This is a genomic window from Pseudomonas sp. HLT2-19-2 (assembly GCF_054898005.1).
On record NZ_CM142712.1, the window covers coordinates 552609 to 579324 of the forward strand.

Genomic DNA, 26716 nt, shown 5'->3' on the forward strand with positions numbered 1-26716 from the left:
GGTGTTTCAGGAAAAGACGTCAGCGTCCTTGAAGAACGCTGCAGCCTGATCTTTGCCAGACAATTGCGGTGCTTCATCCAGTTGCCAATCAATGGCCAGGTCCGGGTCGTCCCAGCGAATGCAGCGTTCGGCGGACGGGGTGTAGTAGTCGGTGGTTTTGTAGAGGAATTCGGCGAACTCGCTCAGCACCAAAAAACCGTGGGCGAAACCCTCCGGGACCCAGAGTTGGCGATGGTTCTCGGCGGACAGACGCACGGCCACCGATTTGCCGAAATGTGGAGAACTGCGGCGAATGTCCACGGCCACGTCAAGCACTTCACCGACTGTGACGCGAACCAGTTTGCCCTGAGTGTTTTCCAGCTGGTAATGCAGGCCGCGCAATACGCCTTTTTGCGAGCGGGAATGGTTGTCTTGAACAAAATTCGTCTCAAGGCCAGTCGCTTTTTTGAAAGTCTTGGCATTGAAGCTTTCATAGAAGAAACCGCGCTCGTCACCAAATACCTTGGGTTCGATGATCAGAACACCGGGCAGGTCGGTGGTGACTACATTCATGGTTCTTTCTCCAGCAATGGGCGTTGATGGGCGACATTCTTGCGCAAAGTGCCGGCCGGTGCGAGTGGAGTGTGTTTTTTCCTGATCCGTTCACTGACTTTGTCGAGCATCCGGTAGGTGACAGGCAGGCGAAGGGGGTTGCGTATCGCCCCAAGCAGTGGCGATATAAGCGCCTAATAAAATTTCAGGGGTCGTTGTATGCCGCTCGCCACGTTGATTCATCGCGCCAGTTTGCCCAGCCCGCAAGTGTCTGCGGAGCAAGCGCTTGAGCTGTTGAAGGGGCATTACGGGCTGAGTGGAAGATTGCAGGCCCTCGGCAGCCAGCAGGATCTCAACTATCGGGTCGACAGCGACCAGGGTCGTTTTGTCCTGAAAATCTGCCGTGGCGACTACTCGGCGCTGGAGCTGCACGCCCAGCACGCAGGGCTCAAGCATTTGGGTGAACACCCCAATGTGCAAGTGCCGCGTGTGATTGCGGCCAAAAACGGTGCAGAGCTGCTCTCTCTGGAAGTCGGCGGCCAACCGGTGCACGTGCGCCTGCTCGATTACATCGAAGGCCAGTCGCTGACTCACCTTGATCATCTGCCCGGTTCAGTGGTGGCCGGATTTGGTCGGCTCTGCGGTGAAATGGATCTGGCCCTGGCCGGTTTCGACCATCCGGGCCTCGAACGCACCCTTCAATGGGACGCCCGCCACGCCAACGCGTTGATCGCGCATTTGCTGCCGGTCATCAAGGATGACCAGCAGCGCCTGCTGATCGCTGATGCGGCTGAACGGGCCGAGCGTCATTTGCTGCCGCTTGTGGATAAGTTGCCGGTGCAGGCGATTCACATGGACGTCACCGACGACAACGTGGTGTGGCAGCGAGATTCGCAACGCCAGTGGCAATTGCAGGGTGTGATCGATTTCGGCGACCTGGTTCGTACCTGGCGCATCACTGATCTGTCGGTGACGTGCGCGGCATTGCTGCACCATGCCGATGGCGATCCTTTCTACATTTTGCCGGCGGTGCAGGCCTATCACGCGGTCAATCCGCTCACGCATGAAGAGCTACTGGCGCTCTGGCCGCTGATCGTCGCCCGTGCGGCGGTGTTGGTGCTCAGCGGCGAACAGCAGGTCAGCATCGATCCTGGCAACGAGTACAGCCGCGACAACCTCACCCACGAGTGGGAGATTTTCCGCGTCGCTACATCGGTGCCGTTGGCGTTGATGGAAGCGGCGATCCTTGCCTCGGTCGGCCAGAGCCTGCCAAGTATCGGCAGCGAAGGCTTCGCGCCGCTGTTGCCGAGTCTGGTCGGGCGTGAGTTTGCGTTAATCGATTTGGGCGTGCTCAGTCCGCATTTCGAGGCCGGTAACTGGGAGCAGGAGGGGATCGATCAGCGCCTGTTGACCGAGGCTGCCGCGACTCACGGTCTGGCGGCCAGTCGTTATGGGCAATATCGCTTGTCCCGCACCCGGCCGGACAGCGCCACCGAGCCGGACACTTGCCCGTTGCACGTCGAGTTGCGAGTGCCCCACGGCACGGCAGTCGAGTCTCCGTTTGCCGGCGTGGTCCATCAGCCGGCGGTGGGGGTGCTGCAATTGGACGGCCCGCAACTGAGCGTGCGTCTGTGGGGCGTGACGCCGTCGCTGCACACGGGCGCAGCGCTGGTCAAAGGTCAGGTGCTGGGTTCGGTTAACGGGCCATTGGTGGTGCAGTTGTGTCGAGGCGCTTCTTTCAATGCTCCCCTGTTTTGCACAACGTCTCGCGCCGCCGCCTGGCAAGCGTTGTGTCCGTCACCGGCGGTGCTGCTGGGGCTGGCCTGTGACGCCGAAGAAGAACTCGATTCGCAGACGTTGCTGGCCCGCCGCGACGCCAGTTTCGCCCGGACCCAGAAGCACTATTACGTCGACCCACCGCGAATCGAACGTGGCTGGCGCAATCACCTGATCGACATGCAGGGCCGTTCCTACCTCGACATGCTGAATAATGTCGCGGTGCTTGGCCATGGTCATCCGCGTATGGCTGCTGTCGCGAGTCGTCAGTGGTCGCTGCTCAATACCAACTCGCGGTTCAACTACGCAGCGATTGCCGAGTTTTCCGAGCGTTTGCTGAAACTGTCGCCGGATTCCATGGACAGAGTGTTCCTGGTCAACAGCGGCACCGAGGCCAACGACCTCGCGATCCGCTTGGCGTGGGCCTACAGCGGCGGTCGCGACATGCTCAGTGTGCTTGAGGCGTATCACGGCTGGTCGGTGGCAGCCGATGCGGTCTCGACCTCGATTGCCGACAACCCGAAGGCCTTGAGCAGCCGTCCGGACTGGGTTCATCCGGTCACCGCACCGAACACCTATCGCGGCGAATTCCGTGGACCGGGCAGCGCGCCGGACTACGTGCGCAGCGTCGAACACAACCTGGCGAAAATGGCCGAGCAGAAACGTCAGCTGGCCGGTTTCATCTGTGAACCGGTGTACGGCAATGCCGGCGGTATCTCGTTGCCGCCGGGTTACTTGAAGCAGGTTTACGCGTTGGTTCGTGCCCAGGGCGGCGTGTGTATCGCCGACGAAGTGCAGGTCGGCTACGGCCGCATGGGCAAATTTTTCTGGGGTTTTGAAGAGCAAGGCGTGGTGCCGGACATCATCACCATGGCCAAAGGCATGGGCAACGGTCAGCCGCTGGGCGCGGTGATCACCCGTAGGGAAATCGCCGAAGCGCTGGAGGCCGAGGGCTATTTCTTCTCGTCGGCCGGCGGCAGCCCGGTCAGTTGCCAGATCGGCATGGCGGTGCTGGATGTGATGGAAGAAGAAAAGCTCTGGGAAAATGCTCAGGTCGTGGGCGGGTATTTCAAGGAGCGGCTTGAAGCGCTGATCGATACTCATCCGCTGGTGGGCGCGGTGCATGGTTCCGGCTTCTATCTGGGCGTCGAGTTGATCCGCAATCCCGAAACCCTGGAGCCGGCGACCGAAGAAACCACGGCGCTGTGTGATCGGTTGCGCGAGTTGGGGATCTTCATGCAGCCGACCGGCGATTACCTGAACATCCTCAAGATCAAACCGCCGATGGTGACCTCGCGCCAGAGCGTGGATTTCTTTGTCGACATGCTGTCGAAGGTTCTCGCAGAAGGTCTGTAAACATATACCCCTTGTGGGAGCGGGTTTGCTCGCGAAAGCAGTCGCTCATTCAACATCGATGTCGACTGATCCGACGCTTTCGCGAGCAAACCCATTCCCACAGGACAGCATCAAAATTCGATTATTATCTGTATTAATTGAATAAAATTTCGACAGATGGACAGTTTATAGCTTTTAAAGCCGATTTATATCGGCTATAAAGTCACCACTGCCCACGGTGTGGACCCTCCACGCCCGGTGCTTCTCATTTCTGTCATCGGTCGACGCCACACTCGACCCTCAAGCACTTTCTCAGGAGCCGATTCATGAGCCGTATCGTTACCGTCGCCGCCACCCAGATGGCCTGTTCCTGGGACCTTGAAGCCAACATCGAGACTGCTGAGAAGCTGGTCCGCGAGGCCGCGGCGAAAGGCGCGCAGATCATCCTGATCCAGGAACTGTTCGAGGCGCCGTACTTCTGCCAGAAGCCGAACGCGGATTACTTGCAGCTGGCCACGACCGTTGAAGACAACGTCGCCATCAAGCACTTCCAGAAAGTCGCCAAAGAGCTGCAAGTGGTTCTGCCAATCAGCTTCTACGAACTGGCGGGCCGCGCGCGTTTCAACAGCATCGCGATCATCGATGCCGACGGCAGCAACCTTGGGATTTATCGTAAAAGCCACATTCCTGACGGCCCTGGCTACCACGAAAAGTACTACTTCAACCCGGGCGATACCGGCTTCAAAGTCTGGAACACCCGCTACGCGAAAATCGGCGTGGGCATCTGCTGGGACCAGTGGTTTCCGGAATGCGCGCGCAGCATGGCGTTGCAAGGCGCGGAAATCCTGTTCTACCCGACCGCGATCGGCAGCGAGCCACACGACAAGACCATTTCGTCCCGTGATCACTGGCAGCGTGTGCAACAGGGCCATGCCGGCGCCAACCTGATGCCGCTGATCGCCAGCAACCGCATCGGCAACGAAGAGCAGGACGGTTACGACATTACGTTCTACGGTTCATCGTTCATCGCCAACCAGTTCGGCGAGAAGGTTCAGGAACTCAACACAACCGAAGAAGGTATGCTGGTGCACAGTTTCGACCTTGACGAGTTGGAGCACATCCGCAGCGCGTGGGGTTCGTTCCGTGACCGTCGGCCGAACCTGTACGGCGCCATCAAAACCCTCGACGGTTCCCTGGAGTCCTGATCGCTATGACCACTTTGCACAGTACGCCTCGCGCCGACGGCTTTTACATGCCAGCCGAATGGGCGCCGCAAACCCAGACCTGGATGATCTGGCCCGAGCGCCCGGACAACTGGCGCCTGGGTGGCAAACCGGCGCAAGCCGCGCATGTCGCGGTGGCGAAAGCCATCGCACGTTTCGAACCGGTGACCGTGGCGGTTTCCGCCGGCCAGTATGAAAACGCTCGTGCCCGTCTGGACGTGCCGAATATTCGTGTGGTGGAAATGTCCAGCGACGACGCCTGGGTTCGCGACACTGGCCCGACGTTCGTCATCAATAACAGCGGCGAAGTCCGTGGTGTGAACTGGGATTTCAACTCTTGGGGCGGTTTCGATGGTGGTCTGTATTCGCCGTGGAATCGCGATTCGCAGGTCGGCGGCAAGATCCTCGAGATCGAGCGCAGCCAGCGCTACCGCACCGAGGGCTTCGTGCTCGAAGGCGGTTCGATTCACGTCGATGGCGAGGGCACGCTGATCACCACCGAAGAATGCCTGCTCAACCGCAATCGCAATCCGCATATGACCCGTGCAGAAATCGAAGCGGTACTCAGCGCGAATCTGGCTGTGGATAAAATCATCTGGCTGCCGGACGGCTTGTTCAACGACGAAACCGACGGTCATGTGGATAACTTTTGTTGCTACGTGCGTCCGGGTGAAGTATTGCTGGCCTGGACCGACGACCCGCAAGACCCGAATTACCCGCGTTGCCAGGCAGCAATGAAAGTGCTGGAAAGCAGCACCGACGCCAAGGGTCGGCCATTCACGGTGCACAAAATGCCGATACCGGGGCCGCTGTATGCGACCGAAGAAGAGTGCTCCGGTGTGGATCCGGTGGACGGGACTCAGGAACGTAATCCGACCGTGCGTCTGGCCGGTTCCTACGTGAACTTTCTGATCGTTAACGGCGGCATCATCGCGCCGAGCTTCTACGACCCGTTGGATGGCCCGGCAAAAGAGATTTTGCAGAGTCTGTTCCCGCAGCACGAAGTGGTGATGGTGCCCGGCCGCGAACTGTTACTGGGAGGCGGTAACATCCACTGCCTTACCCAACAACAGCCAGCGCCGCACAAGGAATGAGTGGGGTTGTAACAGCTTGAGTTGATTGCAGAATCGGCTCGACAACTGTTTTTCCCTCCCGCGTTACAGGAAGCCCGCAGCCCTTCAGGACTGTGGGCTTTTTTGTATCCGCTTGTCGACAGTTTCTAAACCTTGGCACAGCTCTTGTATCTCTCCTGGTGTAAAACAGGGAGGGGAGAACTGCGATGTTCTGTCATAAACCTTGGATAAGTTAGCCGCTCACACACCAGGAGAGAGCGCGGAAATGAACGCCGAAATGAATGTAGTGAGCGAACGGGCGTTGCATCCCCTGGCAGTAAACAGCGAATCGCTCCAGGTCCTGGCGCACTGGTTGAAGTCCAATGGAACGCGTCAGATCAGAGAACCTGATCCGCGCCGGATGATGATCGAGCGCTACCCCGCTGGTTTATTCAGCGAAGCGGAGCTGGAAGCGTTGTGGGATGTGATGGAAGGATAAGAAGAAAAACAACGGATTGGTAAAAGCGCTGCCGGGATGGCGGCGCTTTTTTATGCCTGATTTTTAGAAGCTATAGGTTCCGGTCAAGACCAGGCTGCGCGGTGCGCCCGGTTGAATCTGCGCCGCACTGGTGGCCGACGAGTAATAGGTCTTATCGCTGATGTTGTTCAGCGCCGCGCGCAAATCCCAATCCTTCTGCCGGAACCCGGCGAGTGCATCCCAACGGCCATAACCCGGCAGGACGGTGGTGTTGAGGTTGTCGGCATAACGCTGGCCCACCAGGGTCAGACCGGTTTCAGCGTACCAGCCCATTTCCGGTTTCCAGGTCAGGAACAGGCTGCCGTTGTGCTTGGCCACGTTACTGATGCGTTTGCCTTCAAAGCCGTTGTTGTCCTTTTCGACCGTCGCGTCCTGCACACCCACGCCACCGCGCACGTACCAGTTGCCCGCGATCTTGCCGGTACCGGTCAGCTCGATGCCGCGGGAACGTTGCACCCCGGTGAGCAAGGTTACGCTCGGATCGTTCGGGTCACTGGTCCGGCGGTTGTAGAGCTCCAGCTCGTAGATCGCCAACGTGGTGCTCAGGCGGTCATCGAGCCAGTCGCTCTTCACGCCGATTTCCTTTTGCTTGGTCAGCTCGGGGCTCAGGTCGTTGCTGTTGCCGTCGGCGCCCGGGGTGATGCCGATCAAACCACCGCCGACCGGGGAAAAGGTCTTGGTCCAGGAGGCGTAGAAGGAATGATTCTGCAGCGGCGTCCACACCAGTCCTACACGCGGGCTGGTGCTGTGGCTGTCACGATCGTCGGAAATGTCCCGCAGTTTGTTGGTCGACTCGATGTCGAAGGTGTCGTAACGCAGGCCGGCCAGCAGTTGCCATTGATCGTTCAGGCGCAGTTGATCCTGCATGTACACCGCACGGCTTTCGACTTCGGTGTGAGTGCTGCTGGAAACTTGCATCCGTCCGGTGTGGCGCAAATCGCGGTCGGGGTTGTACAGGTCCAGTGCCGGCACCGGCTGAGTCCCGCGCCCGGTGGCCGCGTTGTACAACGTCGGATCGCGGCGCTGGCTGCCGATCTCGATGCCGGTCAGCAAGCGATGCTCAAGGCCGAACGTGTCGAAACCGCCTTCCAGTTCAACGTTGTTGTAGACGTTGCGGGTGGTCAGGTCCTGTTGCCAGTGCTGGCGCGTGACCTTGTTGGTCGCCGGGGTGTACCCGGTCAGGTAGGTGTTGTCGAAATCGCTGTCGAGCTTGAAAACGCCCAGGGTGTGGCGCAGCTGCCAGCTGCCAGTTGTCGCTGAGCTCGTAACTGAGTTTCGAACGCAGGGATTGCGACTTGTCGTCGATGAAATCGTGCTCGCTGCCGTAGGTCGTATCGCGTCCTACGTCCGCCGGGCGCCCCTTTACACCGGGGATGCCGCGATCTGGCGTACGGTTGTAGCGGCTGTATTCGTACTGCACCAGCCAGTTCAGGTCCGGTGTGAGCTGCCAACTCATCGACGGTGCGAACAGTTGGCGATTGCCGGTCACGCCGTCGCGGAAGCTGTTTTGATCCATGTTGCCCATGTTCAGGCGCAGACTGATGTTCTCGCTCGGGTCGGTGCTGAGGTCGGCGTAGAGACTGCGCAGATCATCGCTGCCGCCCTGGGCTTCGAGGGTCGAGCGGCGACCGGACTCAGGCAGCTTGCTGACCCGATTGACAATCCCGCCCTGACTGCCACGACCATACAAAACAGCGGCCGGGCCTTTGAGGACTTCGATGCGTTCGATGTTGTGCAAATCGCGCACGTATTGGCTGTCGTCACGGATGCCGTCGAGGTAGAAGTCGTTGCTGGCGTCGAAACCGCGGATGCGCAGGCTGTCGAAGCGAGTGTCGGCGCCGCTGCTGACGTTGGGGATGCCGCTCAGCGCAGTGCCCAGATCGTTAGTGCCGTAATCCACGACGTTCGCGGTTTTTATCGAGTCGATGGCTTGTGGAACGTAGCGCACTGGCGTGGCGGTGCGGGTCGCGGTGCTGGTTTCTTTCACACGCGGGTCATCGGCTTCAGCGTCGGCGCTGATCGACGTCTCGGGTAAAACGGTGGTGGCGGCGCAGGTAAAACCGGCAGAGAAAAATGCGCAGAGCCCAAGGGTGACGGGCGTGAGGCGAAAGGGGGCAGGCATCTGAAGCGCATCCGAAAGGGTAAGATATTCGAGAGCGCGGATGGTAATGCTTACTATTTACTTCTGTTAATTATTCTTGACCTGTTTCGCCGTTTAATTATTTCGAATTGTTTCGAAGGAGTTACAACGGACCTGGAAGGTCATTCGACCGATTCATGAAACAGACTGAAAGCTATTCCAGCGTTTTTCCGAAACAGGTGGAGGACTAGTCTGCCGGCATCTAGTTTTCCTACGCTTTCGCCGGAGCCTTGCCATGATCCTTCACTACATTTACGACCCGTTGTGCGGCTGGTGCTACGGCGCAAAACCGCTCGTGCAAGCCGCCCAGATAGTGTTGCCAGTGATTGCCCACGGCGGCGGCATGATGGCCGGCGCCAACCGCCAGGCCGTTTCGCCACAACTGCGCAACTATGTGATACCCCACGATCGGCGCATTGCCGAGTACACCGGCCAGCCGTTCGGCGAGGCGTATTTCGAAGGTTTGCTGCGCGACGAGACGGCGGTTTTCGATTCCGCACCGCCGATTGCCGCTGTGCTGGCAGCCGAGCAGATCGCCGGCCGCGGACTCGAGTTGCTGGGGCGTTTGCAGAGTGCTCACTACGAGAACGGTGAACGCATTGCCGATGAAGCGGTCCTGTTTGAACTCGCGCAAGACATCGGTCTGGAGCCCCAAGCGTTTCAGGCTGTTTTCAATGAAGCGGAAACCGATCGCCACATCAAGGACAGTCGAGCACTCTTGGCCAAGGTCGGCGGCCAGGGTTTCCCCACCTTCGCCCTGGAACACAACGGTCAATTCACCCTGATCGATATCGGCCCGTGGCTCGGCAAGCCGCAAGCCTTTGCGGCATGGCTGAGTCAGTCGCTTCCCGCACAAGCGTCTCCATCGGCGTTTCAAGCCTGTGGCCTTGATGGCTGTGCGCACTGAATTAATCGGAGTCACTCATGGATAATCTAAGCCTGATCAAAAGCACCTACGAAGGCGCCAATTCCCAGGAAAACGCGCGCAACACTGCTGCCGCACTGGCCGATGACGTCCGCTGGACCGAAGCCGCGGGTTTCCCGTACGCCGGAACCTACGTCGGCTTCGATGCAATCGTCGAAAACGTGTTCAAGCGACTGGCCACCGAGTGGGACGGTTTTCAGCTGAAAATTGAGGACTACGTCGCACAGGGCGACAAGGTGTTTGCCTACGGCAATTACAGCGGTGTCTACAAAGTTACCGGTCGTTCGATGAATGCACGCGTCGCCCATTTGTGGACCCTGGCCAACGGCAAGGTCACCCACTTCGAACAGTTCGTGGACAGCCATACCGTGCAACTGGCTATCGTCGACAAGTGATTTCTTAGACGTTCTTCGCCTATTTACAGGCGATTCATGAAATTGACACAGGGTTAAGGGCGCGTCGAGGATTCGCCCCGACGCTTGTGGCCAACCGCCATGACCCAATAAAAAGGCCCGCCACGATTTCCTCGTGGACGGGCCTTTTAGTTTTGGGGTGAAATTACTTGGTCTTCAAGCAACGGTATCGGCGCTCCAATCGGCTAGCTAGCTTCAATCAACGCTCGTTCTTCCAACCAAATCTCCTGATCAAACTGGTCCGTAATCACATAAATTCCATGCCCGCGCCGCATGATGATGTTCTCGGCAACCAGCGCAATCACCACCGGCTGAATCTCTTCTACACGCACCTCCCGCCCCACAGTCTTCGTGCGCCTATTACACTACGTAACTAATGATGTTCCCGCCCCCACCTTTATCCCCTCCAGCTAACTCCATACATTGAGCTCCAACGCCTCCCCATCATCCTGATGAGAAGGTCACTGGAGATTCCTCATGCCTTTCGTAAGCGTACGCATCACCCGTGATGGCGTTACCTCTGAGCAGAAAGCTCAGGTGATCGCCGAAATCACTGAAACCCTCGAACGCGTCCTCAACAAGCGTCCCGACCTGACCCACATCGTGATCGAAGAAGTCGACACCGATAACTGGGGTTACGCCGGCATCACTACCACCCAGTACCGCAAGCAGCTGGCTGAGGCGGAGGGGCAGTCATGACCGCGTCGGTTTCAATCGATTTCATCTCCGACGTGGTGTGCCCGTGGTCCGCCTTGGGCGCGACGGCGCTGGAGCAAGCGATCGAGAACGTGGCCGGTGAAGTCTCGGTGGAGGTGACCTACAAACCCTTCGAGTTGAACCCAGACATGCCGGCTGTCGGCGAGAAAGCGGTCGAGCATTTGATGCGCAAATATGGACGAACCGCCGAGGACGTCGCCGCCGGTAAAGCGATGCAGATCGCTCGCGGTGAGGCCATTGGCTTCAAGTTCGATCTGGAGAAACGCAGCCACTTCTACAACACCTTTGATGCTCACCGCTTGCTGTTATGGGCGCTGCAGGAAGGACGGCAGATCGAGCTGAAGAAGATCCTGTTGCGCGCTTACTTCAGCGAAGGCCAGAACCCAAGTGATCGAGAGACGCTGGTTAGTTTGGCCGCTGAAGCGGGATTGGATGCGGCGGGTGCTCATGAGGTGTTGGCGTCCGGAGCGTTTGCAAGGGAAGTGCGTGAGCTTGAAGAGTTTTACCGCCAGCGTGGTATCACTTCAGTACCGGCCATGATCCTTAACGGTCGTCACCTGGTGTCCGGTTCGCAGTCGGTCGAGTACTACGAACAGATGTTGAGACAAATGGCCAAGGCCCCCGCCGAAGCCTGATTAATTACTTTTCAAACCATTATTAATGAGTAGAGGTTCATCATGAGCAATTCGAAAAAAGTCATCGTTATTACTGGCGCCTCCCAAGGTCTCGGCGCAGGCATGGTCAAGGCTTTCCGTAATCTGGATTACAAGGTTGTCGCCACTTCGCGTTCGATCAAGCCGTCTACCGACCCGGATATTCTCACCGTGGCGGGCGACATCGGCGACCCAGAAGTTGCCCAACAAGTCATTCGTGAAGCCATCGAACGTTTTGGCCGTATCGACACCCTGGTCAACAACGCCGGGATCTTCGTCGCCAAGCCGTTCACCGCATATACCCAGGAAGACTACGCCGCGGTGCTGTCGGTGAACCTGAATGGTTTCTTCTACATCACCCAACTCGCGATCAACGAGATGGAAAAACAAGGCAAAGGCCACGTCGTCAACATCACCACCAGCCTGGTGGACCACGCGATTGATGGTGTGCCGTCGGTGCTGGCTTCGCTGACCAAAGGTGGCTTGAACGCTGCGACCAAGTCCCTGGCGATTGAGTACGCCAAGCGCGGGATTCGGGTGAACGCGGTCAGCCCCGGCATCATCAAGACTCCGATGCACGGCGAAGAAACCCATGAAGCGCTGGGGAATCTGCACCCGGTCGGGCACATGGGCGAGATCAGCGATATCGCTCAGGCGGTCGTGTATCTGGACAGCGCCAATTTTGTCACTGGCGAGATCCTGCACGTTGATGGTGGCCAGAGCGCCGGTCACTAAGACCTGCTTTTCCAAACTCCAGAAACAACAAAGCCCTCGTATTTCTACGAGGGCTTTGTTTTGTATGGTGCCGGCACCAGGAGTCGAACCCGGGACCTACTGATTACAAGTCAGTTGCTCTACCAACTGAGCTATACCGGCGTGTTAGGGCGACGATTATAGCGATTGGGTTGGTTCTGTAAACCCCTGAATTCAGACTATTTTTGCGCAAGCGTCAGGCCGGCCCCGCGGACGCTTCTGCGGGGCCGGCCTGAGCGATTGCTTTAAAGCATTACACGCCGTTTTTGACCGCGTTGATCAGGTCCTGACTCAACACCTGCGCGGGCGCCACTTGCACGCTTTGCGTGTAGAACGGCGGCAGGTTTTGGGCCAGTGTCGACAGCGCTTGTGCGGTGGTGTTGCCCGGCAGCAGCACGTATTGGAGGTTGGACGGATAGCTCTGCGGCACGGGGCCTTCCATGGTCGAACCGTACGCGCCGAAGGTCATTACGGCCTGTGGGGTGGTGGGGTCGGGGGCATATAGGAAGACGAAGGTGCCGTACTTCGGATGCGTCAGGTATTGCTCGGCTTGGGCGCGAACCGTCGGGTCGGGGTTGTTCATCAGGGTCCAGCGCATGACCGCGTAGTTGCGGGTGGTTTCCATGAACGCTGTACGAATCGGCGACTGGTTCTCGACGCCTCCCAGGCACACCAGCAGGTTGCCGAACGGATCGATGAGGGCCACCGAGTTGAACACCGGGCTGTGCTGTGCGGTTTGTAACAGTGGCGGGGCGAGTTCTGCGCCGGGGTCGCGTGGGTTGGCCGATTGCACGGTCAGCGCAAACGGGCTGAGCGCAGTCAGTGCCTGGCGGACTTTGCTGTTGGCCGGGAGGTTTGCAGGGTTTTGCAGTTGATCCGGCGGCAAACCGCTGTTGTTGCTGGCCTCGCGCACGGTGTTGACGCTGGCGGAGAAGATCGAGCTGGTGAGGAAGTAAACCGCCGAGTCGATGGTCTGGCCGCCGAACACCGGGCTGGTCGAACCCTGATAGGCCCGGCTGACAGGCGCCGCAATCGCGTAATAACCCCAGGTGTCCTGCGCCTGTTGGCGGATCTGCGGTGGCAGCGACGGAAAGGTGAACTGACTGTTGTAGTTGATGCCTGCATAGTCATCGATCGCGCTGACGGCGACGTTAAATCCTGCAGTCAGCAGCGAACCGGCGCACATGGCGCATGGGTCCAGGGTGGTGACGACGGTCAACTGATTGGGCGGTGGCAAGTTCAATGGCGCGACGTTTTCGTAGTACCAGTCCACCAATTGCCGCTCGCCGTGGGCGGTCGGGTCATGAGGTAGAAAGTACGTGGTGCCACTGCCGGGGAAAGGCATCAGCACGTTGTTGTGCAGCGCGGCGATGACCTCGCCCGTTGCGTTGTTGATGATGGCGCCACCCACCGCGAAGGTTTGCTGCAGCGCAGCATCAATGGCTTGGTTGGCGACGGTATCGACGGCTTCCTGTGCACTGTTCAATGTGCTCATGTTTTTCCCAGCTCCTTGCTGTTTGAACGCCAGGCAATTCTGGCGTTTGGCAAAGATAGTTGAGGTTTCGCAGGTCGTTTATGTTGTTTTGGCTGAACGCTTATGCACAACGGGATCTGTACCGCACCTGCTTAGAGGCAAATTTGTGGATCCGTTCTCATTTGCTCGCAAATGCCTGTTTTTCCGCTTTTTTTACAGGTGTACGAAAATTGAACAGTAGTGTTTCAGCCTCGAAACAGCCGTATATATTGGATCCACGATAATTTCATCAACAGAGTTATCCACAGGATGAGGTGCTTTAAGGGCGCTCAGCCAGGATCAGGAAATTACGCGGTGTAAGTGGGGTTTCGCAGAAGGTGCCGAGGCGAACCGCATAACCCTGCTCGAACAGGAAAAGTGCCCGATCGAGTACCAGCCAAAGCTCCAACGGGCGTCGGAAAAGGCCGCGCAACAGCTCCAGATTGCGCACTTCGGCCAGTCGCTGCCAACCAGCGGCTTCGAGTGCTGACCAATCCTGCGGACCGATTGTGGATAACTCTTTAAGCGTGGCCAAATGATGGCAGTAATCAGCGAAGGATTTATCCAGCCAGGCGCTGGGCAGGGAAGGGGTAGGCAGGTATTCGTCATTACCGCGCAAGTGCCGCTGCAGTAGGTCGAAGCCGAGGCGTCGGGCCATAGAGGTGTCCCGCTGACGTCGGACGCGAGCGCCGGCGGTGACGGTTTCGCTCATCGGTAGCGAAAGATCTTCGAGGGACAGCTGTAGGTCGGAGCGCTTGGCCGACGAGGAAAGCGGCTGATACTCGCTCAGACTGATTCGGTTGTAGCAGCAAGGCGCGATGGCCAGTTGTTTGCAGCCTCCCGCACTGGCGAGCTGGATAAGCCGCACATGCAGATCACCGCAGGCGTGCAACGCTACCGGCGTGTAATCGGCATTCAAGAAAGAAGCGGCGTCCGCAGCGAGCACGTCTTGCTCGACATGCAGCGCATGCATTTGATGACGTTGGCTGAGTGCCTGGCCGCTGGAAACCAGCGCCGGGTCGTATTCCAGGCAGGTCAGTTGTTGCCCGGGTTGCAGTAAACGCCGACCCAGGTGGCCCTTGCCTGCACACCAGTCCAGCCAGTGCTTCGGTGGTGAGGTAAACGACAAGCAACCGGCAAATGCCTCAATCTGCTGCCACTTGCGCCCCGGCACATCGACATTCAATCGATGCCCGGCGGCCTCCAGTGCATGCGCTGGCAACTCACCCACCGAACTCAAATCAAGGGACAGCGCCGCCAACGAAGTAAACGGCTCCGGCGCATCCAGCAAACCAGGTTGGTTATGACTGCTTTCCGCTTCCTCCAGCGACCGCCCGCGTAGCCATTCGGCCAGTTCCGGGTAGGACGCTTCCCAAGGAAGCTGCAGATGAGTAAACGGACGAGGCTTCCACAGCGCTTGATGCTCAATCAGAAAAGCATCCAGCGCCGTGAAACGGGCGAGTAACGCCTCGCCCGTCAGCACGCAGGCATCAACGCCCTTGGCAGGCATCGACGCGCAACCAGCGCTCCAGCAGCTTGAAGCCGCGAACCAGCACGTAGGCCATCAGCAAATAGAACATGCCCGCGGCGAAGAAGATCTCCACCGGCAGGTAGGTCCGGGCAATGATGGTGCGGGCCATACCGGTCAGTTCCAGCAAGGTCACAGTGCTGGCCAGGGCACTGGCCTTGAGCATCAGGATCACTTCGTTGCTGTACGCCGGCAGGCCGATGCGGGCGGCACGGGGCAGGATGATGTAGAACAGCGCCTTGGGCCGGGACATGCCCAGCGCCCGCGCTGCTTCGATCTCGCCCGGTGGAATCGCCTGGATCGCGCCGCGCAGGATCTCGGCGATGTAGGCCGCTGTGTGCAACGTCATGGTCGCCGTGGCACACCAGAACGGATCGCGCAGGTACAGCCACATCGAACTGTTACGCACCGCATCGAACTGCGCTAGGCCGTAGTAGACGAGGAACAGTTGAACCAGCAAAGGTGTGCCACGGAAGAAGAAGATGTAGCCGTAGGGGAATGCCCGCACGTACCAGAGTCGCGATGAGCGGGCGATGCCTAGCGGAATTGCCAGCAGCAGCCCGGCGATCACGGCGATGGCCACCAGCTCCAGGGTCAGCGTCGCGCCTTGGGCCAGTTTCGGCAGCCACTTGATGATGACTTCCCAGTTCATTGGGTGCTCCTCGCAAAGCCGCGAGCGGCACGTTTTTCCATAAAGTACATGCCCGTCATGGCGAGAATAGTCAGACCCAGGTACATGAACGCGGCCACCATATAGAAGGTGAACGGCTGTTTGGACACGGTCACGCCGATTTGCGCGTGACGCATGATTTCTTCCAGGCCGATCACCGACACCAGCGCGGTGTCTTTCATCAGGATCATGAACAGGTTGCCCAGTCCTGGCAGGGCGATGCGCCACATCTGCGGCATGATCAGTTTGGTGAAGATGCGAAATTTCGACAGGCCCAACGCCACACCCGCTTCACGGTGACCTTTGGGGATGGCCAAAATCGCACCGCGAAAAACTTCTGTGGCATAGGCGCCGAAGCACAGTCCCAGCGCAATCACACCCGCGGCAAAGGCATTGAGTTCGAGGTCGGGGTTGCCGAAGAACTCGCCCAAGGCACGCATCAGGTTGACTGTGCCGAAGTAGATCAACAGCACCCAGAGCAATTCCGGGATGCCGCGAACCAGCGTCGAGTAAGTACCGCCAAGCCATTGCAGCGGCTTGTACGGGGAAGTCTTGGCCAAGGCGCCGAGCAGACCGAGTACCAGCCCCACGCACAAAGCCGAGAGTGCCAGTTTCACAGTCATCAGCGCGCCAGCGGCGAGCGCTGGGCCGAATCCGTAGAGATCAATAGTCATGGATTTCTTTTCAAATCGCGGCAGGCAATGCCAAGGACTGGCGCCGTCAGCGAACGGCGCCGGTCAGGCAGGTCAGAATCAATAGATGCTGAACGGGAAGTACTTGTCATTGATCTTTTTGTAAGTGCCGTCCTCGACGATTTCTTTCAGGGCAAGGTTCAGCTTCGCGCGGATCGGGTCGCCTTTACGTACAGCGATACCGATCTTGTCGCTTTCTTCCACTGGATCGCCCTTGAACTCGTAGGACCGACCGGCGTCGCTTTTCAGCCACTCGTAGTTGACGTACTTGTCCGCCAGGATGCCGTCCAGACGACCGGAGGTCAGGTCGAGGTAGGCGTTTTCCTGGGTGTCGTAAAGTTTGATTTCAACGCCTTCCATGTTGTCTTCCAGCCAGGTGCCAGCGAGGGTCGCACGTTGTGCGCCGATCACTTTACCTTGCAGGGAAGCCTTGTCGGTTTTGAAGTCGACGTCTTTCTTGGCAATGAATTGCAGCTTGTTGGAGTAGTACGGGTCGGTGAAGTCTACCGCCTGCTTGCGCTCGTCGGTGATCGACATCGAGGAGATCAGGAAGTCGAACTTCTTGGCGTTCAGGGCCGGAATGATGCCGTCCCAGTCGGACGTGACCACGGTGCAGTCGACTTTCATCTTGGCGCACAGGGCATCGCCGATTTCTTTGTCGAAGCCGACGACATTGCCACTGGCATCTTTGTTGTTGAACGGCGGGTAGGCCGCTTCGATGCCCATCTTCAAGGTCTCGGCGGCGGCACCGGCGCTGAAGGCCAGGGTGACGGCAGCAGCCAGGAAGATTTTTTTGTAGTTCTGCATGTGGGTAGCTCCGTTAGCGGTTGCTGGACATGAATTGTTTGCAGCGCGCCGAAAGCGGGTTTTCGAACACCTGCTGTGGCGATCCTTGCTCCTCTACCAGGCCCTGGTGGAGGAACACCACTTCGCTGGAAACCTGACGGGCGAAGCCCATTTCATGGGTGACCAGCAGCATGGTGCGGCCTTCTTCGGCCAATGCTCGGATGACATTAAGTACTTCCTGAACCATTTCCGGGTCAAGGGCGGAGGTGGGCTCGTCGAACAGGATTACCTTGGGCTGCATCGCCAACGTGCGAGCGATGGCCGCGCGTTGTTGCTGACCGCCGGAGAGTTGCGCAGGGTAGGCGTGGCGCTTGTCGGCGATGCCGACCTTGGCCAACAGGGCTTCGGCGACTTCAATGGCCTCGGCCTTGCTCTGGCCGAGCACCCGGCGCGGGGCTTCGATGATGTTGTCGAGCACGCTCATGTGCGGCCAAAGATTAAAGTTTTGAAACACAAAACCGATCTCGCTGCGCAGGCGATTGATCTGCTTGCCGTCGGCTGCGACCAGTTCGCCGTTTTTTGCGGCTTTGAGCCTGAGTTCTTCGCCGGCCACCAGGATTTGGCCCTGATGCGGGTTTTCCAACAGGTTGATGCAACGAAGGAATGTGGACTTGCCGGAACCGGAAGAACCCAGGATCGAGATCACGTCGCCGTCGCGGGCGGTCAGCGAAATGCCTTTGAGCACCTCAAGCTGTCCGTAGCGTTTGTGCAAGTTGCGGATTTCAAGCGCGGGCGTGGCCTCAGCCATGTGCGTTCCTCATAGTATTTCGCTCCTGCTGTTGGCGGCCTTCCTGGCGAGGCGGCCAAGCTAGCATAGCGTTCGAATGGCAGCCAACAGCACTACGGGCGGTAAACGGGTGGCATGTGGCAGATTGTCGCATCGGTGCAGCAGACTGTCGCGCTGCTATCAACCGAACAGCCGTTTGAACCCGCTGCTCCGCGGGTGCCGCGTAAAAAAGGGCGCGATGTTGCCAGCTTTGACGGGGTGTTGGAAGCGCTAACCGGCCAAACGTTCCGGATCCGCACTTTTATTGTGCGTCGACACATTTTTGGGTGTGTTTCTGGTGATCTGGCGGATCGGCTTGTTCTACCTCGTGTCGATCTTCATCGTTGTGGCGCTGGTGCCATGGAATGATCCGGTACTGGCGGCTGTCGGTTCCTACAGACCGTGCTTGAACGCATGGGCATCCCGAATGCCAAGCTGATCGTCGACGTCGTGGTTCTGGTTGCCGTAACAAGCTGCCTGAATTCGGCGCTCTACAGCGCTTCGCGCATGCTGTTTTGAGGTGCTGAACTGATTCACACCGCATAACGCAAAACGGCCGCTGTCAGTGATGACAAGCGGCCGTTTTTTGTTTGAGTCATTGGTGAGCTCAGTCGGGATGAACCCAGTCTTCGACGCGTAACCCTGGAACCCGTTCAAATTCCCTTAGGTTGTTGGTGACCACAATGAATCCGCGTGAACGTGCGTGGCCGGCAATCATGTGGTCGTAGGGCCCGATAGGCGTTCCAGCCTTTGCCAGCTCGGATCGAATCATCCCAGTATGCGTGGCCGCTTCATTGTCGAAAGGCAAAACCTCAAGGCGTGCCGCAAACCCCTCGATCACCGCGAGGTTCTTTTCGGGTGCCGCTGATTTTTCGGCACCGTAGATCAACTCCATCAGCGTGACGGCACTGATGCATAACTGCCCGTTATGACGGTTGAAAGCTTCTCGTACGATTTGCGGCTTGTTCTTGATGGTGAAGATGCAGAGGTTGGTATCGAGCATGTATTTGATCATCAGAACGACTCACGCTCCTGCTCGGCGGGTTGTTCACGATCGGTCATGAAATCTGCACTCACGCCATCCCCGTCAAACCAGCTGTCCCATGTTTCATCTGCGGGGGTGATGATGCGAGCCCTGCCGATGGCAATTACGTTGACTCGTTTCACATCGCTTGGCATCGCTACGGCTTTGGGGAGGCGGACAGCCTGGCTTCGATTACTCATGAAAAGGGTTGTCTGTTCCATTTTGGCCTCCTGCGTTTTTGTGGGTGCTGTGAGTCCAAAGAATAGATTTCTTCAGGGATATGTCAATGGGATATACATAGCCGCTGACGAGGGGTCATGTCAGATCGGTTTAGGCTGTTGGCTTCTCAAACAAAACGGCCGCTGTCAGGGATGACAAGCGGCCGTTTTAGTTTATGAGGCGAGTGTTTACTCAGCCTTTACTTCCTGGGCATCCAGCGACTCGCGATAGCTGTCGAGTGCATCGCCGAAGTCGGTGATGAACTGCGGGTCCGTCAGCCAGGCTTGGGCGGTGTCGCGGTCCATGCCGTCGGCCCACATGCGATAGTCGATCAGCATGTCGGCGGCCAGGTGAGTGGCGGCCATGGCTTCGTTGTCGGCGTTTTCCATGTCCAGCAGTTCTGGATGGTCGCTGATGATTTCGGCGAGGTTCGACAGCAAGGTCAGCAGCATGTCGTTGCGGCTGATGGCTTCCGCGTCACGCATTTTGCTGAACATCGCCAGGGTGTATTCCGGAATCGGTTCGCCGACTTCACCCAAGTCATCGTCCAGTGCGACGGGTTTTCTGCCGTGAATGTTGATTTGCTTGGCTTTGATCTTGGCGCGTTTGGCGCGTTTCTGTTGCTTGTTCAGGGATGCCATGGGAACTCAGTTTGCTTTCTGTTGGGTTTGAGCCGCGATGGCGTCGGACGCCGCCACGTAGTCGGCCTGGAAGGCCGGTGATTCGATCCAGGCCAAGGCGCTGGCTTCGTCGACTTCAGCGGACCATTGGCGATATTCGATCAGCGCGGCGAGGATAAAGTCTGTCGCTGTTTCTTCGCCTTCCTGCTCCAGCACCAGCGCGATAAGCGGGTGCTCAAGAAAGGCCACGCACATTGCTTGTTGGCTGATCTTTTGCGCATCGATCATTTCTTTGAACATGTCGGTCAGGTCCACCGATTCGAAGTCGATTCGATCGTCGTTCGGATCCAGCTCGACCGGCGCGGCAGCCCGTTGGGTGCGGTTCTGCTTGGCCTTGGCTTTGGCGCGTGTGGCGCGTTTGTTCTGCTTGTTGGCGGAGGCCATGGGCGTCGTTCCGTATTTCGTTGAGTGGGCAAGTCAATCAGCTGCGTGGCACGAGCCGCCCGGGTGTGTCGGGGGCCAGTTCGCCGGTCTGCAACCAAGACAATGCAATGGGCCATAGTGTGGCTTGGTATGGGCTACGAAAAAAGGCGAAATGTCCGACTTCTTGTTCGCCGATGTCTTCGGGCGCGATTCGCAGATGGCTGGTCGTTGCGCCGGTGAAGTAACCGAGCAGGCGTTCGATGGCTGGAATCGTGCCGTAAGGATCGTCGCTGATGCTGATGGCCAGGGTTTTCGCGGTGACGGCGGCGAAGGGCAGTCGGTCGTTTTTTGCGTGCATGACGCGCCCGCTTGGGCGTTTCTCGTAGCGGGCGGTGGGCGTGCTCCAGTCGCAGACCACACCGGCGGGCGTGTCTTCCAGCCAGCCGAGGCGTTTGCCGGGGAAGTAGCCGTAAATCATCGTCAACAACGGCATCATCAGGTGCCACTTGACGAACATTCGCCAGCGATGGGCAGGGGCGTAATCGCGCCAGTATGCGAACTGAGCACCTACGGTGACCAGGCGCCGAATAATCTGCCCGGAGGCTCCCAGCCCCGCTGCACAGCCTCCGAAGCTGTGACCGACGACGTCGATGGGCTGGCCGGGGAATTCCCGCTGAGCGCGCTTGAGCATCGCCTCAAAATCCAGCGCGCCCCAATCGGACCATGAGGCCTGAAGCCCTTTCAGCGATGCCGGACGCGACTCGCCGATGCCGCGGTAATCAAAAGTGATCACGTCGAAGCCGTTGGCAAACAGGTAATCGGCGAAACGCGAGTAATGACGGCAGCGGACGGAAGTGGCGGCGTTGATGATGACGACTGGGCGCGTTGAGTCCGATAGAGCCTGCCGCCAAGTGAATCCGCCAAGCATGAAGCCGTCTGCGGCGGTTTCCTTGAACGGCTCGCCGGGGGCGTAGGCTGGCAGCGGCAACTCCATTTGAGCGGAGGCCAACGAGGACATGTCCTGCAAATTCATCGGTTTTGACCTTTGCGGGTAGCTGCCAACAATAGTCTTCACGCACATGAACAATCCATCCATGATTATCTGGGGATCTGGTTGAACAACCGCTCCTCAAGCACTGCCCGTTCCCGATCCAGTTCGAGCAGGAAGCCCTGTAGTTGTTCGATCAGTGCTTGTTTAATATCGGTTTCTAGCATTCTGCCCGTATTGGGCAAGCCCAGAAACTCCAATACCACTGGGTCACGGATGAAGTCCCGAGGGTTGGCCTTCATTTGCTGAATGTTGGTGGCAGCTTCCTGTTTGACGGCGCAGCGGTCTCGACTCGCCAGCAGGCGCTCGTAGTAGAGCGTGTTGATCTGGCGTTCCAGGGCGCGACTTGACCAGTTCTGGAGCGCTGATTCGTTCATGTACCAGTGGCGAGCGTGGTCGTTGTCGACGCGCAGGAGCCTGCGGTAGTGAGTCCAGCTCAATTCGTGACGCAGTGCGTCACACATTGGGAATGCTTGGTAAAACAGCCGCATATAGCGAAGGTTGGAGGCGTCAAAGCCTTTCCCAAACTCAGCTGTCAGTACTTTCGCCAACGTCAACAATAGCTGCTTTCCATAACCCGCTCGCCGAGCCCCCTCCTGCTCGAACTCCACAATATGCCGCCCGATCTGCCAGCAGGTTTGCACCTGGACGGTATCGACCGCTCGTAACACCTTCTGCCGTGCCTGACGAATCAATTCGCCAAGATTGCCAAGCAGTGAGGCGAGTTGTGGATCTTGGGTGTTATCGGGTTTTAGTGCGCTCATGAGTCTTCCGCGGCTGGAGGAACAGGCAGAAGAGGATTGCAGGGGTGGGGTGTTCAACGATGCCGGGCGCGGCTGGTAAATCGGAAGGAAAGTCCGATTGGTTTTGCGGGATCACGCCGACGGCAATCAGCGCTTGAGGAATACAACGTGTAGTCCAATTCGCAGTGAACCCAAGTACTAATCAATCTAAAACTAGGACATTCAGCGAGAAATCTAAAAAGGAGTAACGATTGGGTTCTGCGGAGCCCGGGAGTCGCCAATATGAAATACCTCCATTCACTCCTGTTGCCCGTCGCCGCTGTCGGCGTATTGATGTTTCCCGTCATGCTGAGCGCTGCCAGCCTTGAGCCCATCAATAGCTCAGGTGTGCAAGTCCAGAGGCAAGAGCAAAACGGGATTACTTACCTGTCCGGCGGTATTGGCGAGGATGAGTCGAAGGCTATCGAGCAAACCACTGGATACAACCTGCACATGACCTTCTCTATCGGGCCGGAAAATAAATACGTTCCCGACGTAGATGTGCTCATTCAGAAAGCATCGGGGCAGACGGTACTGACGCTGAGCCAGGCTGGCCCGTTGGTTTACGTTCAGCTACCTCCCGGCAAGTACTCCGTTGTAGCGACCCGTAATGGTGAAGCGAAACATGACACAACGGATGTCGGAAGCGGCACCGCCCGCAATCTGGTTTTTCACTGGAATGTTGATGAGTAGTTGGGCGTTACTAAATCCCAGGCATAAAAAAACCCTGAATCTTGCGATTCAGGGTTTTCGGTATTTGGTGCCCAGAGACGGAATCGAACCGCCGACACGGGGATTTTCAATCCCCTGCTCTACCGACTGAGCTATCTGGGCAACGGGGCGCATTAAACGGGTTTTTCAGGGGGTCGTCAAGCAAGTTTTCAAAAAATATTTAATTATTACCGTCGCTTACGATCCGACCCCCGAGAAAGCGGGATTATTCAGCTGGCGGAACGTAGCCGTCGGCTTTGGCGTATTCCTCGCCGGAGAAGTACTTGTCCATCTCGCCCTGAAGATATTTGCGGTCTTCGGCGTTCATCATGTTCAGGCGTTTTTCGTTGATCAGCAGGGTCTGGTGTTTCTGCCAGTCGGCCCAGGCCTTGGCCGAGACATGGTCAAAAATGTCCTGACCTTTTGTACCCGGGAATGGAGCGCGTTCCAGGGCGGGCAATTCTTCTTTGTACTTGCGGCACATGATGGTGCGGGTCATGACGACTCTCCTGCGTTCAATACGGCGGCCGCGCGTTCGAGCAAGGTTTTGACCGGGGCGGCAAGGCCCAGGCGCGGCGGGGTGGCGAGGTTATACCAGAGCCAGTCGGCCTCGGCCACGTGATGGCCAGCCTCCTGAACCTGAACCAGCCAGGGTTCGATGGACAACTGAAAATGACTAAAGGTGTGCACCAGGCTCGGCAGCGCCTGTTGGCGGCCCAGTTCCAGCGAATGCTGCGAAGCCAGATGTTGCAGGTCGTCGAGGTCGTCGAGTTCCGGCAGGCTCCAGAGACCGCCCCACAAGCCCGTGGAAGGGCGACGGTAAAGCAAAATCGCGCCTTCGCCGTTGGCGAGCATCGGCATCAACGTACGCTTCTGTGGCACGGCTTTGCGCGGTTTGGGGATCGGGTAGCGGGTTTCGAGGCCGAGCATGTGCGCCTCGCAACCCTTTTCAAGCGGGCAAAGCAGGCAGCTCGGTTTGCTGCGTGTACAGAGCGTAGCGCCCAGATCCATCATCGCCTGGGTGTAAGCGTTGACCCGATCATGCGGCGTAAAGCGTTCAGCATTCGCCCACAGCTGTTTGGCGACCTTGGGCTCACCCGGATATCCCTCTTGCGCGGTAAACCGCGCCAGCACCCGTTTGACGTTGCCATCAAGGATCGGCGCCCGCAGACCCATGCTCAGGCTGGCGATGGCGCCCGCCGTGGACAGGCCGATACCCGGCAGATCAACAAGCTTTTCCACATCCCGCGGAAACTTGCCACCGTACTCGGCGACGACAATTTTCGCGGTTTTCTGCAGATTGCGTGCGCGGGTGTAGTAACCGAGCCCGGTCCACAGGTGCAGGACTTCGTCTTCCGGCGCGGCGGCCAGGGCTTCGACGGTCGGCAACGAGGCCATGAAGCGGTCGAAGTAGTTCAGCACGGTGCTGACCTGGGTTTGCTGCAACATGATTTCTGAAACCCACACCCGATACGGCGTGATGCCTTGTTGCCAGGGCAAGTCGTGACGGCCGTGGCGGTCGTACCAGTCCAGCACCGCCGTTGAAAACTGCTCGGCTCTCATCGCTTGAACAGCCCCTTTAAGGCGTTTTTCAACTCCGGGCTGACCTTGTCGCCAAGCTTCTCATCGATTTTTTCGCTGATCCGCTCGCCGGCCAGCTTGCTCGCGACCTGGCCCATGCGTTCGTTATCGAGGCGGCAAGCTTTGGCGCCTAGCTCCAGCGGGCCCCGGCAACGCAGCGGCCACTCGATGCCGACGAACCTCTCGCCGACCTGACAGGCCGGGTCCGGCATGTCGCTCTTGTCGCCTTCGACGATAATGCCCACGCGGTAATCCATGCCCAGCACCCGCAGATCGACGTCACCGTCGCCGTTGACGGTCATGCCCGGGATGCGCACTTTCAGGTCCGGGTTGCTGGCCACGCCGTTACGGAAGGTCAGGTTGCCCTTGAGCTCCTGGAACGGTGTGTCCTTGCCCCGTGGCTCGCCGGTGAGGGATTTACGGTTCAGGGTGGCGATGCCTTTGCACAGCTGTTGTTCGAGGTTGGCATTGAGCAGGACGCCGTCGTTGATGACGAAACTGGCGTTGCCGTTGAGGCTTTCGATCAGTGCTTTCTGGCTGTTGCCGCTGCCGGTCAGGTTGCTGTTAAGCGTCACCAGACCTTTGACCGGCGGATTTTTACCCTGGCTTTCGAGGATTTTTTCCACCGGCACTTTGCTGATCTGTGTCTGCATGTTCAGCGCGGGCACCTGTTGGCGCACGTCGAGCGTACCTTTGGCGTCGAAGTTGCCGTCGTACAACTCGCCGCGAAGGTTCTCCAGTGTCAGCAGACCGCCCTGGCCGGTGGCCTTGAGCGCCGCGTTCTGGATCGGCAGTTTATCCAGGGTCAACTGGCCGAAGGTGAGGTCAGCGTCCACGTCGAGTTTGCTCAGCCGTTCCACTGGCAACAGACGTTCGTTGCTCCACGCGTCTTTGGTCGGTGCTTGCGGCAGCGGTGTGCTGCCCGCGCCGGCCATGGCATCGGCTTCGGTGGTGGCGACTTCAGCCTGACGGACCTGCGTTGCGCTGCTGGCTTCGGCAGACTTTGGCGGCAGGTAACGGTCGACGTTGAAGGTGTCAGCCTTGAGGCTCGCCCGCAGCGATTGCTTGGCGAAGTCCTCGACGGCAATGCGGCCGGTGAAGGTGCTGTCGTCGATTTTCAGGTTGATGTTATCGAACGACAGGCTGGTAGGCGTTCCCGCAAGACGGCTGACCAGCTCGACTTTACTCAGGCTGCCTTCGGCCATTGCCGGGAGTTTCTGGCCGATGCTATCGATGAATTTCGCCAGATCAAACTGGGCGATCGACAGGCCGCCGTTGATTTGCGGAGTCTTGTCGAGGTCGTTGACCTTCAGTTCACCCAGCGCGCGCAATTGGTTGGCGGAGATTTTGATGCCGGTCCATTCGGCGACGTTCGCCGCTTTGTCCAGCAGCAACTGGCCCTGGGCGGCGAAGGTCATGGTCTTGCCTTGCAGCGGATCGCCGGCGACTTCACCGGAGAGTTTCATGTCTTCGAGTTTGTAGCGCTGCAGTGCGCGCTCGAAACGCAGTTCGCCGTTGAGCTCGGTACGCACGCGCAGGACCGGCTGGTTGGTGCCCAGGAACGCGGTGAGTTTGATCGGGATATTGGTGGAGTCATGCACCGGGCCGGTACTCAGCTGGATGCTTTCGGCGCTGAACTGCTTGCCGGTTTTCTCATCGCTGTATTCAACACGGGCGTTGTTGACGGTCAGGCTGTCGATGTCCAGGCGGATTGGCTGGGCCGGTTTTTCTGCTTGGGCGGTGGTTTCTGGCGTAGGGGCTTCGGTGGTGGCGGGTGGCGTGGCCGAGGTTGCTGGCGCCTTGCCGATGTCTTCCCAGTTGCCGTGGCCGTCCTCGTCACGGTTCAGGCGCAGGTTAAGGCCTTCGACGCGCACATCGCTCATCTGCACTTCACGGCGCAGCAGCGGCAACACGCGAACCGACAGACCGAGCATTTGCAAGTCGGCGAACGGTTCGGTGGGCTTGGCCAGAGTCGCGACACTGGCTTCGTGCAATTCCAGGCCCAGCCACGGGAACAGGCTCCAGCCGATATCGCCATTGAGCGTCAGCTCGATGTGGGCCTTGTCGCGGGCAATCTGGCGAATCTCGTCTTTATAGTCGTTGGGATCAAAGAGGTGGGTCAGGGCAAAGCCCAGCGCCACAATGATCAGCAACAGTCCGAGAAGTACCAGACCCAGGATTTTGCCGAACGCTTTCATGGGCGAGTCCTTGTAGTTAGTCGAATTCGAAATTTAGCC

At 58.4% G+C, this 26716-nt stretch carries 26 protein-coding genes, 2 tRNA genes and 4 pseudogenes; 12 read left to right on the forward strand and 20 right to left on the reverse strand.

The window, feature by feature from the left end; all coding sequences use genetic code 11:
• Positions 1–6: 6 nt before the first annotated feature.
• Complete coding sequence (rfbC, locus tag ACYZTU_RS02610; protein WP_461967812.1) at positions 7–552, reverse strand: dTDP-4-dehydrorhamnose 3,5-epimerase; 546 nt, start codon at positions 550–552, stop codon at positions 7–9.
• Positions 553–750: 198 nt separating this feature from the next.
• On the opposite strand from rfbC, the gene ACYZTU_RS02615 reads away from it, so the two are divergent.
• From ACYZTU_RS02615 to ACYZTU_RS02630, 4 genes are all read left to right on the forward strand, one after another.
• Positions 751–3663 (forward strand): aminotransferase, encoded by a 2913-nt coding sequence (locus tag ACYZTU_RS02615; RefSeq protein WP_461967814.1) that lies wholly within the window; start codon positions 751–753, stop codon positions 3661–3663.
• 305 nt (positions 3664–3968) lie between these two features.
• Positions 3969–4847 (forward strand): N-carbamoylputrescine amidase, encoded by an 879-nt coding sequence (gene aguB / locus ACYZTU_RS02620; protein WP_461967816.1) that lies wholly within the window; start codon positions 3969–3971, stop codon positions 4845–4847.
• Between the two features lie 5 nt (positions 4848–4852).
• Positions 4853–5959: an agmatine deiminase gene (gene aguA, locus ACYZTU_RS02625; RefSeq protein ID WP_461967818.1), complete on the forward strand. Its 1107-nt coding sequence runs from the start codon at positions 4853–4855 to the stop codon at positions 5957–5959.
• A 244-nt stretch (positions 5960–6203) separates the two neighbouring features.
• On the forward strand, positions 6204–6416 hold the full coding sequence (locus ACYZTU_RS02630; RefSeq protein ID WP_046045525.1) for a hypothetical protein: 213 nt from the start codon (positions 6204–6206) through the stop codon (positions 6414–6416).
• 63 nt (positions 6417–6479) lie between these two features.
• Here the strand turns inward: ACYZTU_RS02630 and ACYZTU_RS02635 are convergent.
• Positions 6480–8577 (reverse strand): annotated as a pseudogene (locus tag ACYZTU_RS02635) (TonB-dependent receptor).
• Between the two features lie 253 nt (positions 8578–8830).
• On the opposite strand from ACYZTU_RS02635, the gene ACYZTU_RS02640 reads away from it, so the two are divergent.
• Together ACYZTU_RS02640 and ACYZTU_RS02645 are read left to right on the forward strand one after the other, a co-directional pair.
• Entirely contained in the window at positions 8831–9502 is a 672-nt protein-coding gene (locus ACYZTU_RS02640; protein ID WP_461967820.1) for a DsbA family protein, read from the forward strand.
• 17 nt (positions 9503–9519) lie between these two features.
• Positions 9520–9915: a nuclear transport factor 2 family protein gene (locus tag ACYZTU_RS02645; protein WP_461967822.1), complete on the forward strand. Its 396-nt coding sequence runs from the start codon at positions 9520–9522 to the stop codon at positions 9913–9915.
• A 203-nt stretch (positions 9916–10118) separates the two neighbouring features.
• On the opposite strand, the pseudogene ACYZTU_RS02650 reads toward ACYZTU_RS02645, so the two are convergent.
• A pseudogene (locus ACYZTU_RS02650) lies at positions 10119–10286 on the reverse strand (ATP-binding protein); the annotation flags it as partial.
• A 124-nt stretch (positions 10287–10410) separates the two neighbouring features.
• On the opposite strand from ACYZTU_RS02650, the gene ACYZTU_RS02655 reads away from it, so the two are divergent.
• Genes ACYZTU_RS02655 through ACYZTU_RS02665 form a run of 3 tightly spaced genes read left to right on the forward strand, consistent with a single transcriptional unit; the run spans position 10411 to position 12038 of the window.
• Positions 10411–10632 (forward strand): tautomerase family protein, encoded by a 222-nt coding sequence (locus ACYZTU_RS02655; protein WP_007939483.1) that lies wholly within the window; start codon positions 10411–10413, stop codon positions 10630–10632.
• The gene (locus ACYZTU_RS02660) at positions 10629–11285 is read left to right on the forward strand and encodes a DsbA family oxidoreductase (protein WP_461967824.1); all 657 of its coding nucleotides are present in this window, start codon (positions 10629–10631) and stop codon (positions 11283–11285) included. The genes ACYZTU_RS02655 and ACYZTU_RS02660 overlap by 4 nt, the downstream gene beginning before the upstream one ends.
• 42 nt (positions 11286–11327) lie before the next feature.
• On the forward strand, positions 11328–12038 hold the full coding sequence (locus ACYZTU_RS02665; RefSeq protein ID WP_461967826.1) for an SDR family NAD(P)-dependent oxidoreductase: 711 nt from the start codon (positions 11328–11330) through the stop codon (positions 12036–12038).
• A 65-nt stretch (positions 12039–12103) separates the two neighbouring features.
• Here the strand turns inward: ACYZTU_RS02665 and ACYZTU_RS02670 are convergent.
• The 7 genes from ACYZTU_RS02670 to ACYZTU_RS02700 form a co-directional block, all read right to left on the reverse strand.
• Positions 12104–12179, reverse strand: a tRNA-Thr gene (locus ACYZTU_RS02670).
• Between the two features lie 130 nt (positions 12180–12309).
• Positions 12310–13551 (reverse strand): nucleoside deaminase, encoded by a 1242-nt coding sequence (locus ACYZTU_RS02675; RefSeq protein WP_461967828.1) that lies wholly within the window; start codon positions 13549–13551, stop codon positions 12310–12312.
• Positions 13552–13849: 298 nt separating this feature from the next.
• Positions 13850–15079, reverse strand: a complete 1230-nt coding sequence (locus tag ACYZTU_RS02680; protein ID WP_461967830.1) for a methyltransferase — start codon at positions 15077–15079, stop codon at positions 13850–13852.
• Positions 15060–15749 carry an ABC transporter permease gene (locus ACYZTU_RS02685; RefSeq protein ID WP_461967832.1) on the reverse strand — a complete coding sequence of 230 codons (690 nt, stop codon included), beginning with the start codon at positions 15747–15749 and terminating at the stop codon, positions 15060–15062. The genes ACYZTU_RS02680 and ACYZTU_RS02685 overlap by 20 nt, the downstream gene beginning before the upstream one ends.
• Positions 15746–16441, reverse strand: coding sequence for an ABC transporter permease (locus tag ACYZTU_RS02690; RefSeq protein ID WP_282377354.1), 696 nt, complete (start codon positions 16439–16441; stop codon positions 15746–15748). The genes ACYZTU_RS02685 and ACYZTU_RS02690 overlap by 4 nt, the downstream gene beginning before the upstream one ends.
• Before the next feature lie 78 nt (positions 16442–16519).
• Positions 16520–17266, reverse strand: coding sequence for an ABC transporter substrate-binding protein (locus ACYZTU_RS02695; protein WP_461967834.1), 747 nt, complete (start codon positions 17264–17266; stop codon positions 16520–16522).
• A 13-nt stretch (positions 17267–17279) separates the two neighbouring features.
• Positions 17280–18053, reverse strand: coding sequence for an ABC transporter ATP-binding protein (locus ACYZTU_RS02700; RefSeq protein ID WP_461967836.1), 774 nt, complete (start codon positions 18051–18053; stop codon positions 17280–17282).
• A 114-nt stretch (positions 18054–18167) separates the two neighbouring features.
• Here ACYZTU_RS02700 and ACYZTU_RS02705 point away from each other — a divergent pair, with 114 nt between their 5' ends.
• On the forward strand, positions 18168–18440 hold the full coding sequence (locus tag ACYZTU_RS02705) for a hypothetical protein (RefSeq protein WP_461971211.1): 273 nt from the start codon (positions 18168–18170) through the stop codon (positions 18438–18440).
• A pseudogene (locus tag ACYZTU_RS02710) lies at positions 18370–18587 on the forward strand (GABA permease); the annotation flags it as partial. The gene ACYZTU_RS02705 and the pseudogene ACYZTU_RS02710, both read left to right, overlap by 71 nt.
• Positions 18588–18678: 91 nt before the next feature.
• On the opposite strand, the gene vapC reads toward ACYZTU_RS02710, so the two are convergent.
• The 6 genes and pseudogenes from vapC to ACYZTU_RS02740 form a co-directional block, all read right to left on the reverse strand.
• A complete protein-coding gene (gene vapC / locus ACYZTU_RS02715; RefSeq protein WP_461967838.1) occupies positions 18679–19086 on the reverse strand; it encodes a type II toxin-antitoxin system tRNA(fMet)-specific endonuclease VapC in 408 nt (135 codons plus the stop codon).
• Complete coding sequence (gene vapB / locus ACYZTU_RS02720) at positions 19086–19316, reverse strand: type II toxin-antitoxin system VapB family antitoxin (RefSeq protein WP_449642969.1); 231 nt, start codon at positions 19314–19316, stop codon at positions 19086–19088. Before vapB ends, vapC begins: the two co-directional genes overlap by 1 nt.
• A 186-nt stretch (positions 19317–19502) precedes the next feature.
• Positions 19503–19955 (reverse strand): hypothetical protein, encoded by a 453-nt coding sequence (locus tag ACYZTU_RS02725; RefSeq protein WP_461967840.1) that lies wholly within the window; start codon positions 19953–19955, stop codon positions 19503–19505.
• Between the two features lie 6 nt (positions 19956–19961).
• Positions 19962–20378, reverse strand: coding sequence for a hypothetical protein (locus ACYZTU_RS02730; RefSeq protein ID WP_461967842.1), 417 nt, complete (start codon positions 20376–20378; stop codon positions 19962–19964).
• A gap of 37 nt (positions 20379–20415) precedes the next feature.
• Entirely contained in the window at positions 20416–21390 is a 975-nt protein-coding gene (locus ACYZTU_RS02735; protein ID WP_461970940.1) for an alpha/beta hydrolase family protein, read from the reverse strand.
• A gap of 113 nt (positions 21391–21503) precedes the next feature.
• Positions 21504–22169, reverse strand: a pseudogene (locus ACYZTU_RS02740) (DUF1016 N-terminal domain-containing protein); the annotation flags it as partial.
• A gap of 261 nt (positions 22170–22430) precedes the next feature.
• Here ACYZTU_RS02740 and ACYZTU_RS02745 point away from each other — a divergent pair.
• Positions 22431–22880, forward strand: a complete 450-nt coding sequence (locus ACYZTU_RS02745) for a carboxypeptidase regulatory-like domain-containing protein (protein WP_461967843.1) — start codon at positions 22431–22433, stop codon at positions 22878–22880.
• A gap of 65 nt (positions 22881–22945) precedes the next feature.
• Here the strand turns inward: ACYZTU_RS02745 and ACYZTU_RS02750 are convergent.
• From ACYZTU_RS02750 to ACYZTU_RS02765, 4 genes are all read right to left on the reverse strand, one after another.
• Positions 22946–23021 (reverse strand) — tRNA-Phe (locus ACYZTU_RS02750).
• A 103-nt stretch (positions 23022–23124) separates the two neighbouring features.
• Positions 23125–23397 (reverse strand): oxidative damage protection protein, encoded by a 273-nt coding sequence (locus tag ACYZTU_RS02755; RefSeq protein WP_145309172.1) that lies wholly within the window; start codon positions 23395–23397, stop codon positions 23125–23127.
• Positions 23394–24461, reverse strand: coding sequence for an A/G-specific adenine glycosylase (gene mutY, locus ACYZTU_RS02760; RefSeq protein ID WP_461967844.1), 1068 nt, complete (start codon positions 24459–24461; stop codon positions 23394–23396). Before mutY ends, ACYZTU_RS02755 begins: the two co-directional genes overlap by 4 nt.
• Positions 24458–26677, reverse strand: coding sequence for an AsmA family protein (locus tag ACYZTU_RS02765; RefSeq protein ID WP_461967845.1), 2220 nt, complete (start codon positions 26675–26677; stop codon positions 24458–24460). Before ACYZTU_RS02765 ends, mutY begins: the two co-directional genes overlap by 4 nt.
• Positions 26678–26716 lie beyond the last annotated feature (39 nt).

Excerpts from the sequence above, each read along its gene's own strand:
- rfbC (WP_461967812.1), bottom strand. The coding sequence starts at position 552 with ATGAATGTAGTCACCACCGACCTGCCCGGTGTTCTGATCATCGAACCC.
- ACYZTU_RS02615 (WP_461967814.1), top strand. The coding sequence starts at position 751 with ATGCCGCTCGCCACGTTGATTCATCGCGCCAGTTTGCCCAGCCCGCAA.
- aguB (WP_461967816.1), top strand. The coding sequence starts at position 3,969 with ATGAGCCGTATCGTTACCGTCGCCGCCACCCAGATGGCCTGTTCCTGG.
- aguA (WP_461967818.1), top strand. The coding sequence starts at position 4,853 with ATGACCACTTTGCACAGTACGCCTCGCGCCGACGGCTTTTACATGCCA.
- ACYZTU_RS02630 (WP_046045525.1), top strand. The coding sequence starts at position 6,204 with ATGAACGCCGAAATGAATGTAGTGAGCGAACGGGCGTTGCATCCCCTG.
- ACYZTU_RS02640 (WP_461967820.1), top strand. The coding sequence starts at position 8,831 with ATGATCCTTCACTACATTTACGACCCGTTGTGCGGCTGGTGCTACGGC.
- ACYZTU_RS02645 (WP_461967822.1), top strand. The coding sequence starts at position 9,520 with ATGGATAATCTAAGCCTGATCAAAAGCACCTACGAAGGCGCCAATTCC.
- ACYZTU_RS02655 (WP_007939483.1), top strand. The coding sequence starts at position 10,411 with ATGCCTTTCGTAAGCGTACGCATCACCCGTGATGGCGTTACCTCTGAG.
- ACYZTU_RS02660 (WP_461967824.1), top strand. The coding sequence starts at position 10,629 with ATGACCGCGTCGGTTTCAATCGATTTCATCTCCGACGTGGTGTGCCCG.
- ACYZTU_RS02665 (WP_461967826.1), top strand. The coding sequence starts at position 11,328 with ATGAGCAATTCGAAAAAAGTCATCGTTATTACTGGCGCCTCCCAAGGT.
- ACYZTU_RS02675 (WP_461967828.1), bottom strand. The coding sequence starts at position 13,551 with ATGAGCACATTGAACAGTGCACAGGAAGCCGTCGATACCGTCGCCAAC.
- ACYZTU_RS02680 (WP_461967830.1), bottom strand. The coding sequence starts at position 15,079 with ATGCCTGCCAAGGGCGTTGATGCCTGCGTGCTGACGGGCGAGGCGTTA.
- ACYZTU_RS02685 (WP_461967832.1), bottom strand. The coding sequence starts at position 15,749 with ATGAACTGGGAAGTCATCATCAAGTGGCTGCCGAAACTGGCCCAAGGC.
- ACYZTU_RS02690 (WP_282377354.1), bottom strand. The coding sequence starts at position 16,441 with ATGACTATTGATCTCTACGGATTCGGCCCAGCGCTCGCCGCTGGCGCG.
- ACYZTU_RS02695 (WP_461967834.1), bottom strand. The coding sequence starts at position 17,266 with ATGCAGAACTACAAAAAAATCTTCCTGGCTGCTGCCGTCACCCTGGCC.
- ACYZTU_RS02700 (WP_461967836.1), bottom strand. The coding sequence starts at position 18,053 with ATGGCTGAGGCCACGCCCGCGCTTGAAATCCGCAACTTGCACAAACGC.
- ACYZTU_RS02705 (WP_461971211.1), top strand. The coding sequence starts at position 18,168 with ATGTGGCAGATTGTCGCATCGGTGCAGCAGACTGTCGCGCTGCTATCA.
- vapC (WP_461967838.1), bottom strand. The coding sequence starts at position 19,086 with ATGATCAAATACATGCTCGATACCAACCTCTGCATCTTCACCATCAAG.
- vapB (WP_449642969.1), bottom strand. The coding sequence starts at position 19,316 with ATGGAACAGACAACCCTTTTCATGAGTAATCGAAGCCAGGCTGTCCGC.
- ACYZTU_RS02725 (WP_461967840.1), bottom strand. The coding sequence starts at position 19,955 with ATGGCATCCCTGAACAAGCAACAGAAACGCGCCAAACGCGCCAAGATC.
- ACYZTU_RS02730 (WP_461967842.1), bottom strand. The coding sequence starts at position 20,378 with ATGGCCTCCGCCAACAAGCAGAACAAACGCGCCACACGCGCCAAAGCC.
- ACYZTU_RS02735 (WP_461970940.1), bottom strand. The coding sequence starts at position 21,390 with ATGAATTTGCAGGACATGTCCTCGTTGGCCTCCGCTCAAATGGAGTTG.
- ACYZTU_RS02745 (WP_461967843.1), top strand. The coding sequence starts at position 22,431 with ATGAAATACCTCCATTCACTCCTGTTGCCCGTCGCCGCTGTCGGCGTA.
- ACYZTU_RS02755 (WP_145309172.1), bottom strand. The coding sequence starts at position 23,397 with ATGACCCGCACCATCATGTGCCGCAAGTACAAAGAAGAATTGCCCGCC.
- mutY (WP_461967844.1), bottom strand. The coding sequence starts at position 24,461 with ATGAGAGCCGAGCAGTTTTCAACGGCGGTGCTGGACTGGTACGACCGC.
- ACYZTU_RS02765 (WP_461967845.1), bottom strand. The coding sequence starts at position 26,677 with ATGAAAGCGTTCGGCAAAATCCTGGGTCTGGTACTTCTCGGACTGTTG.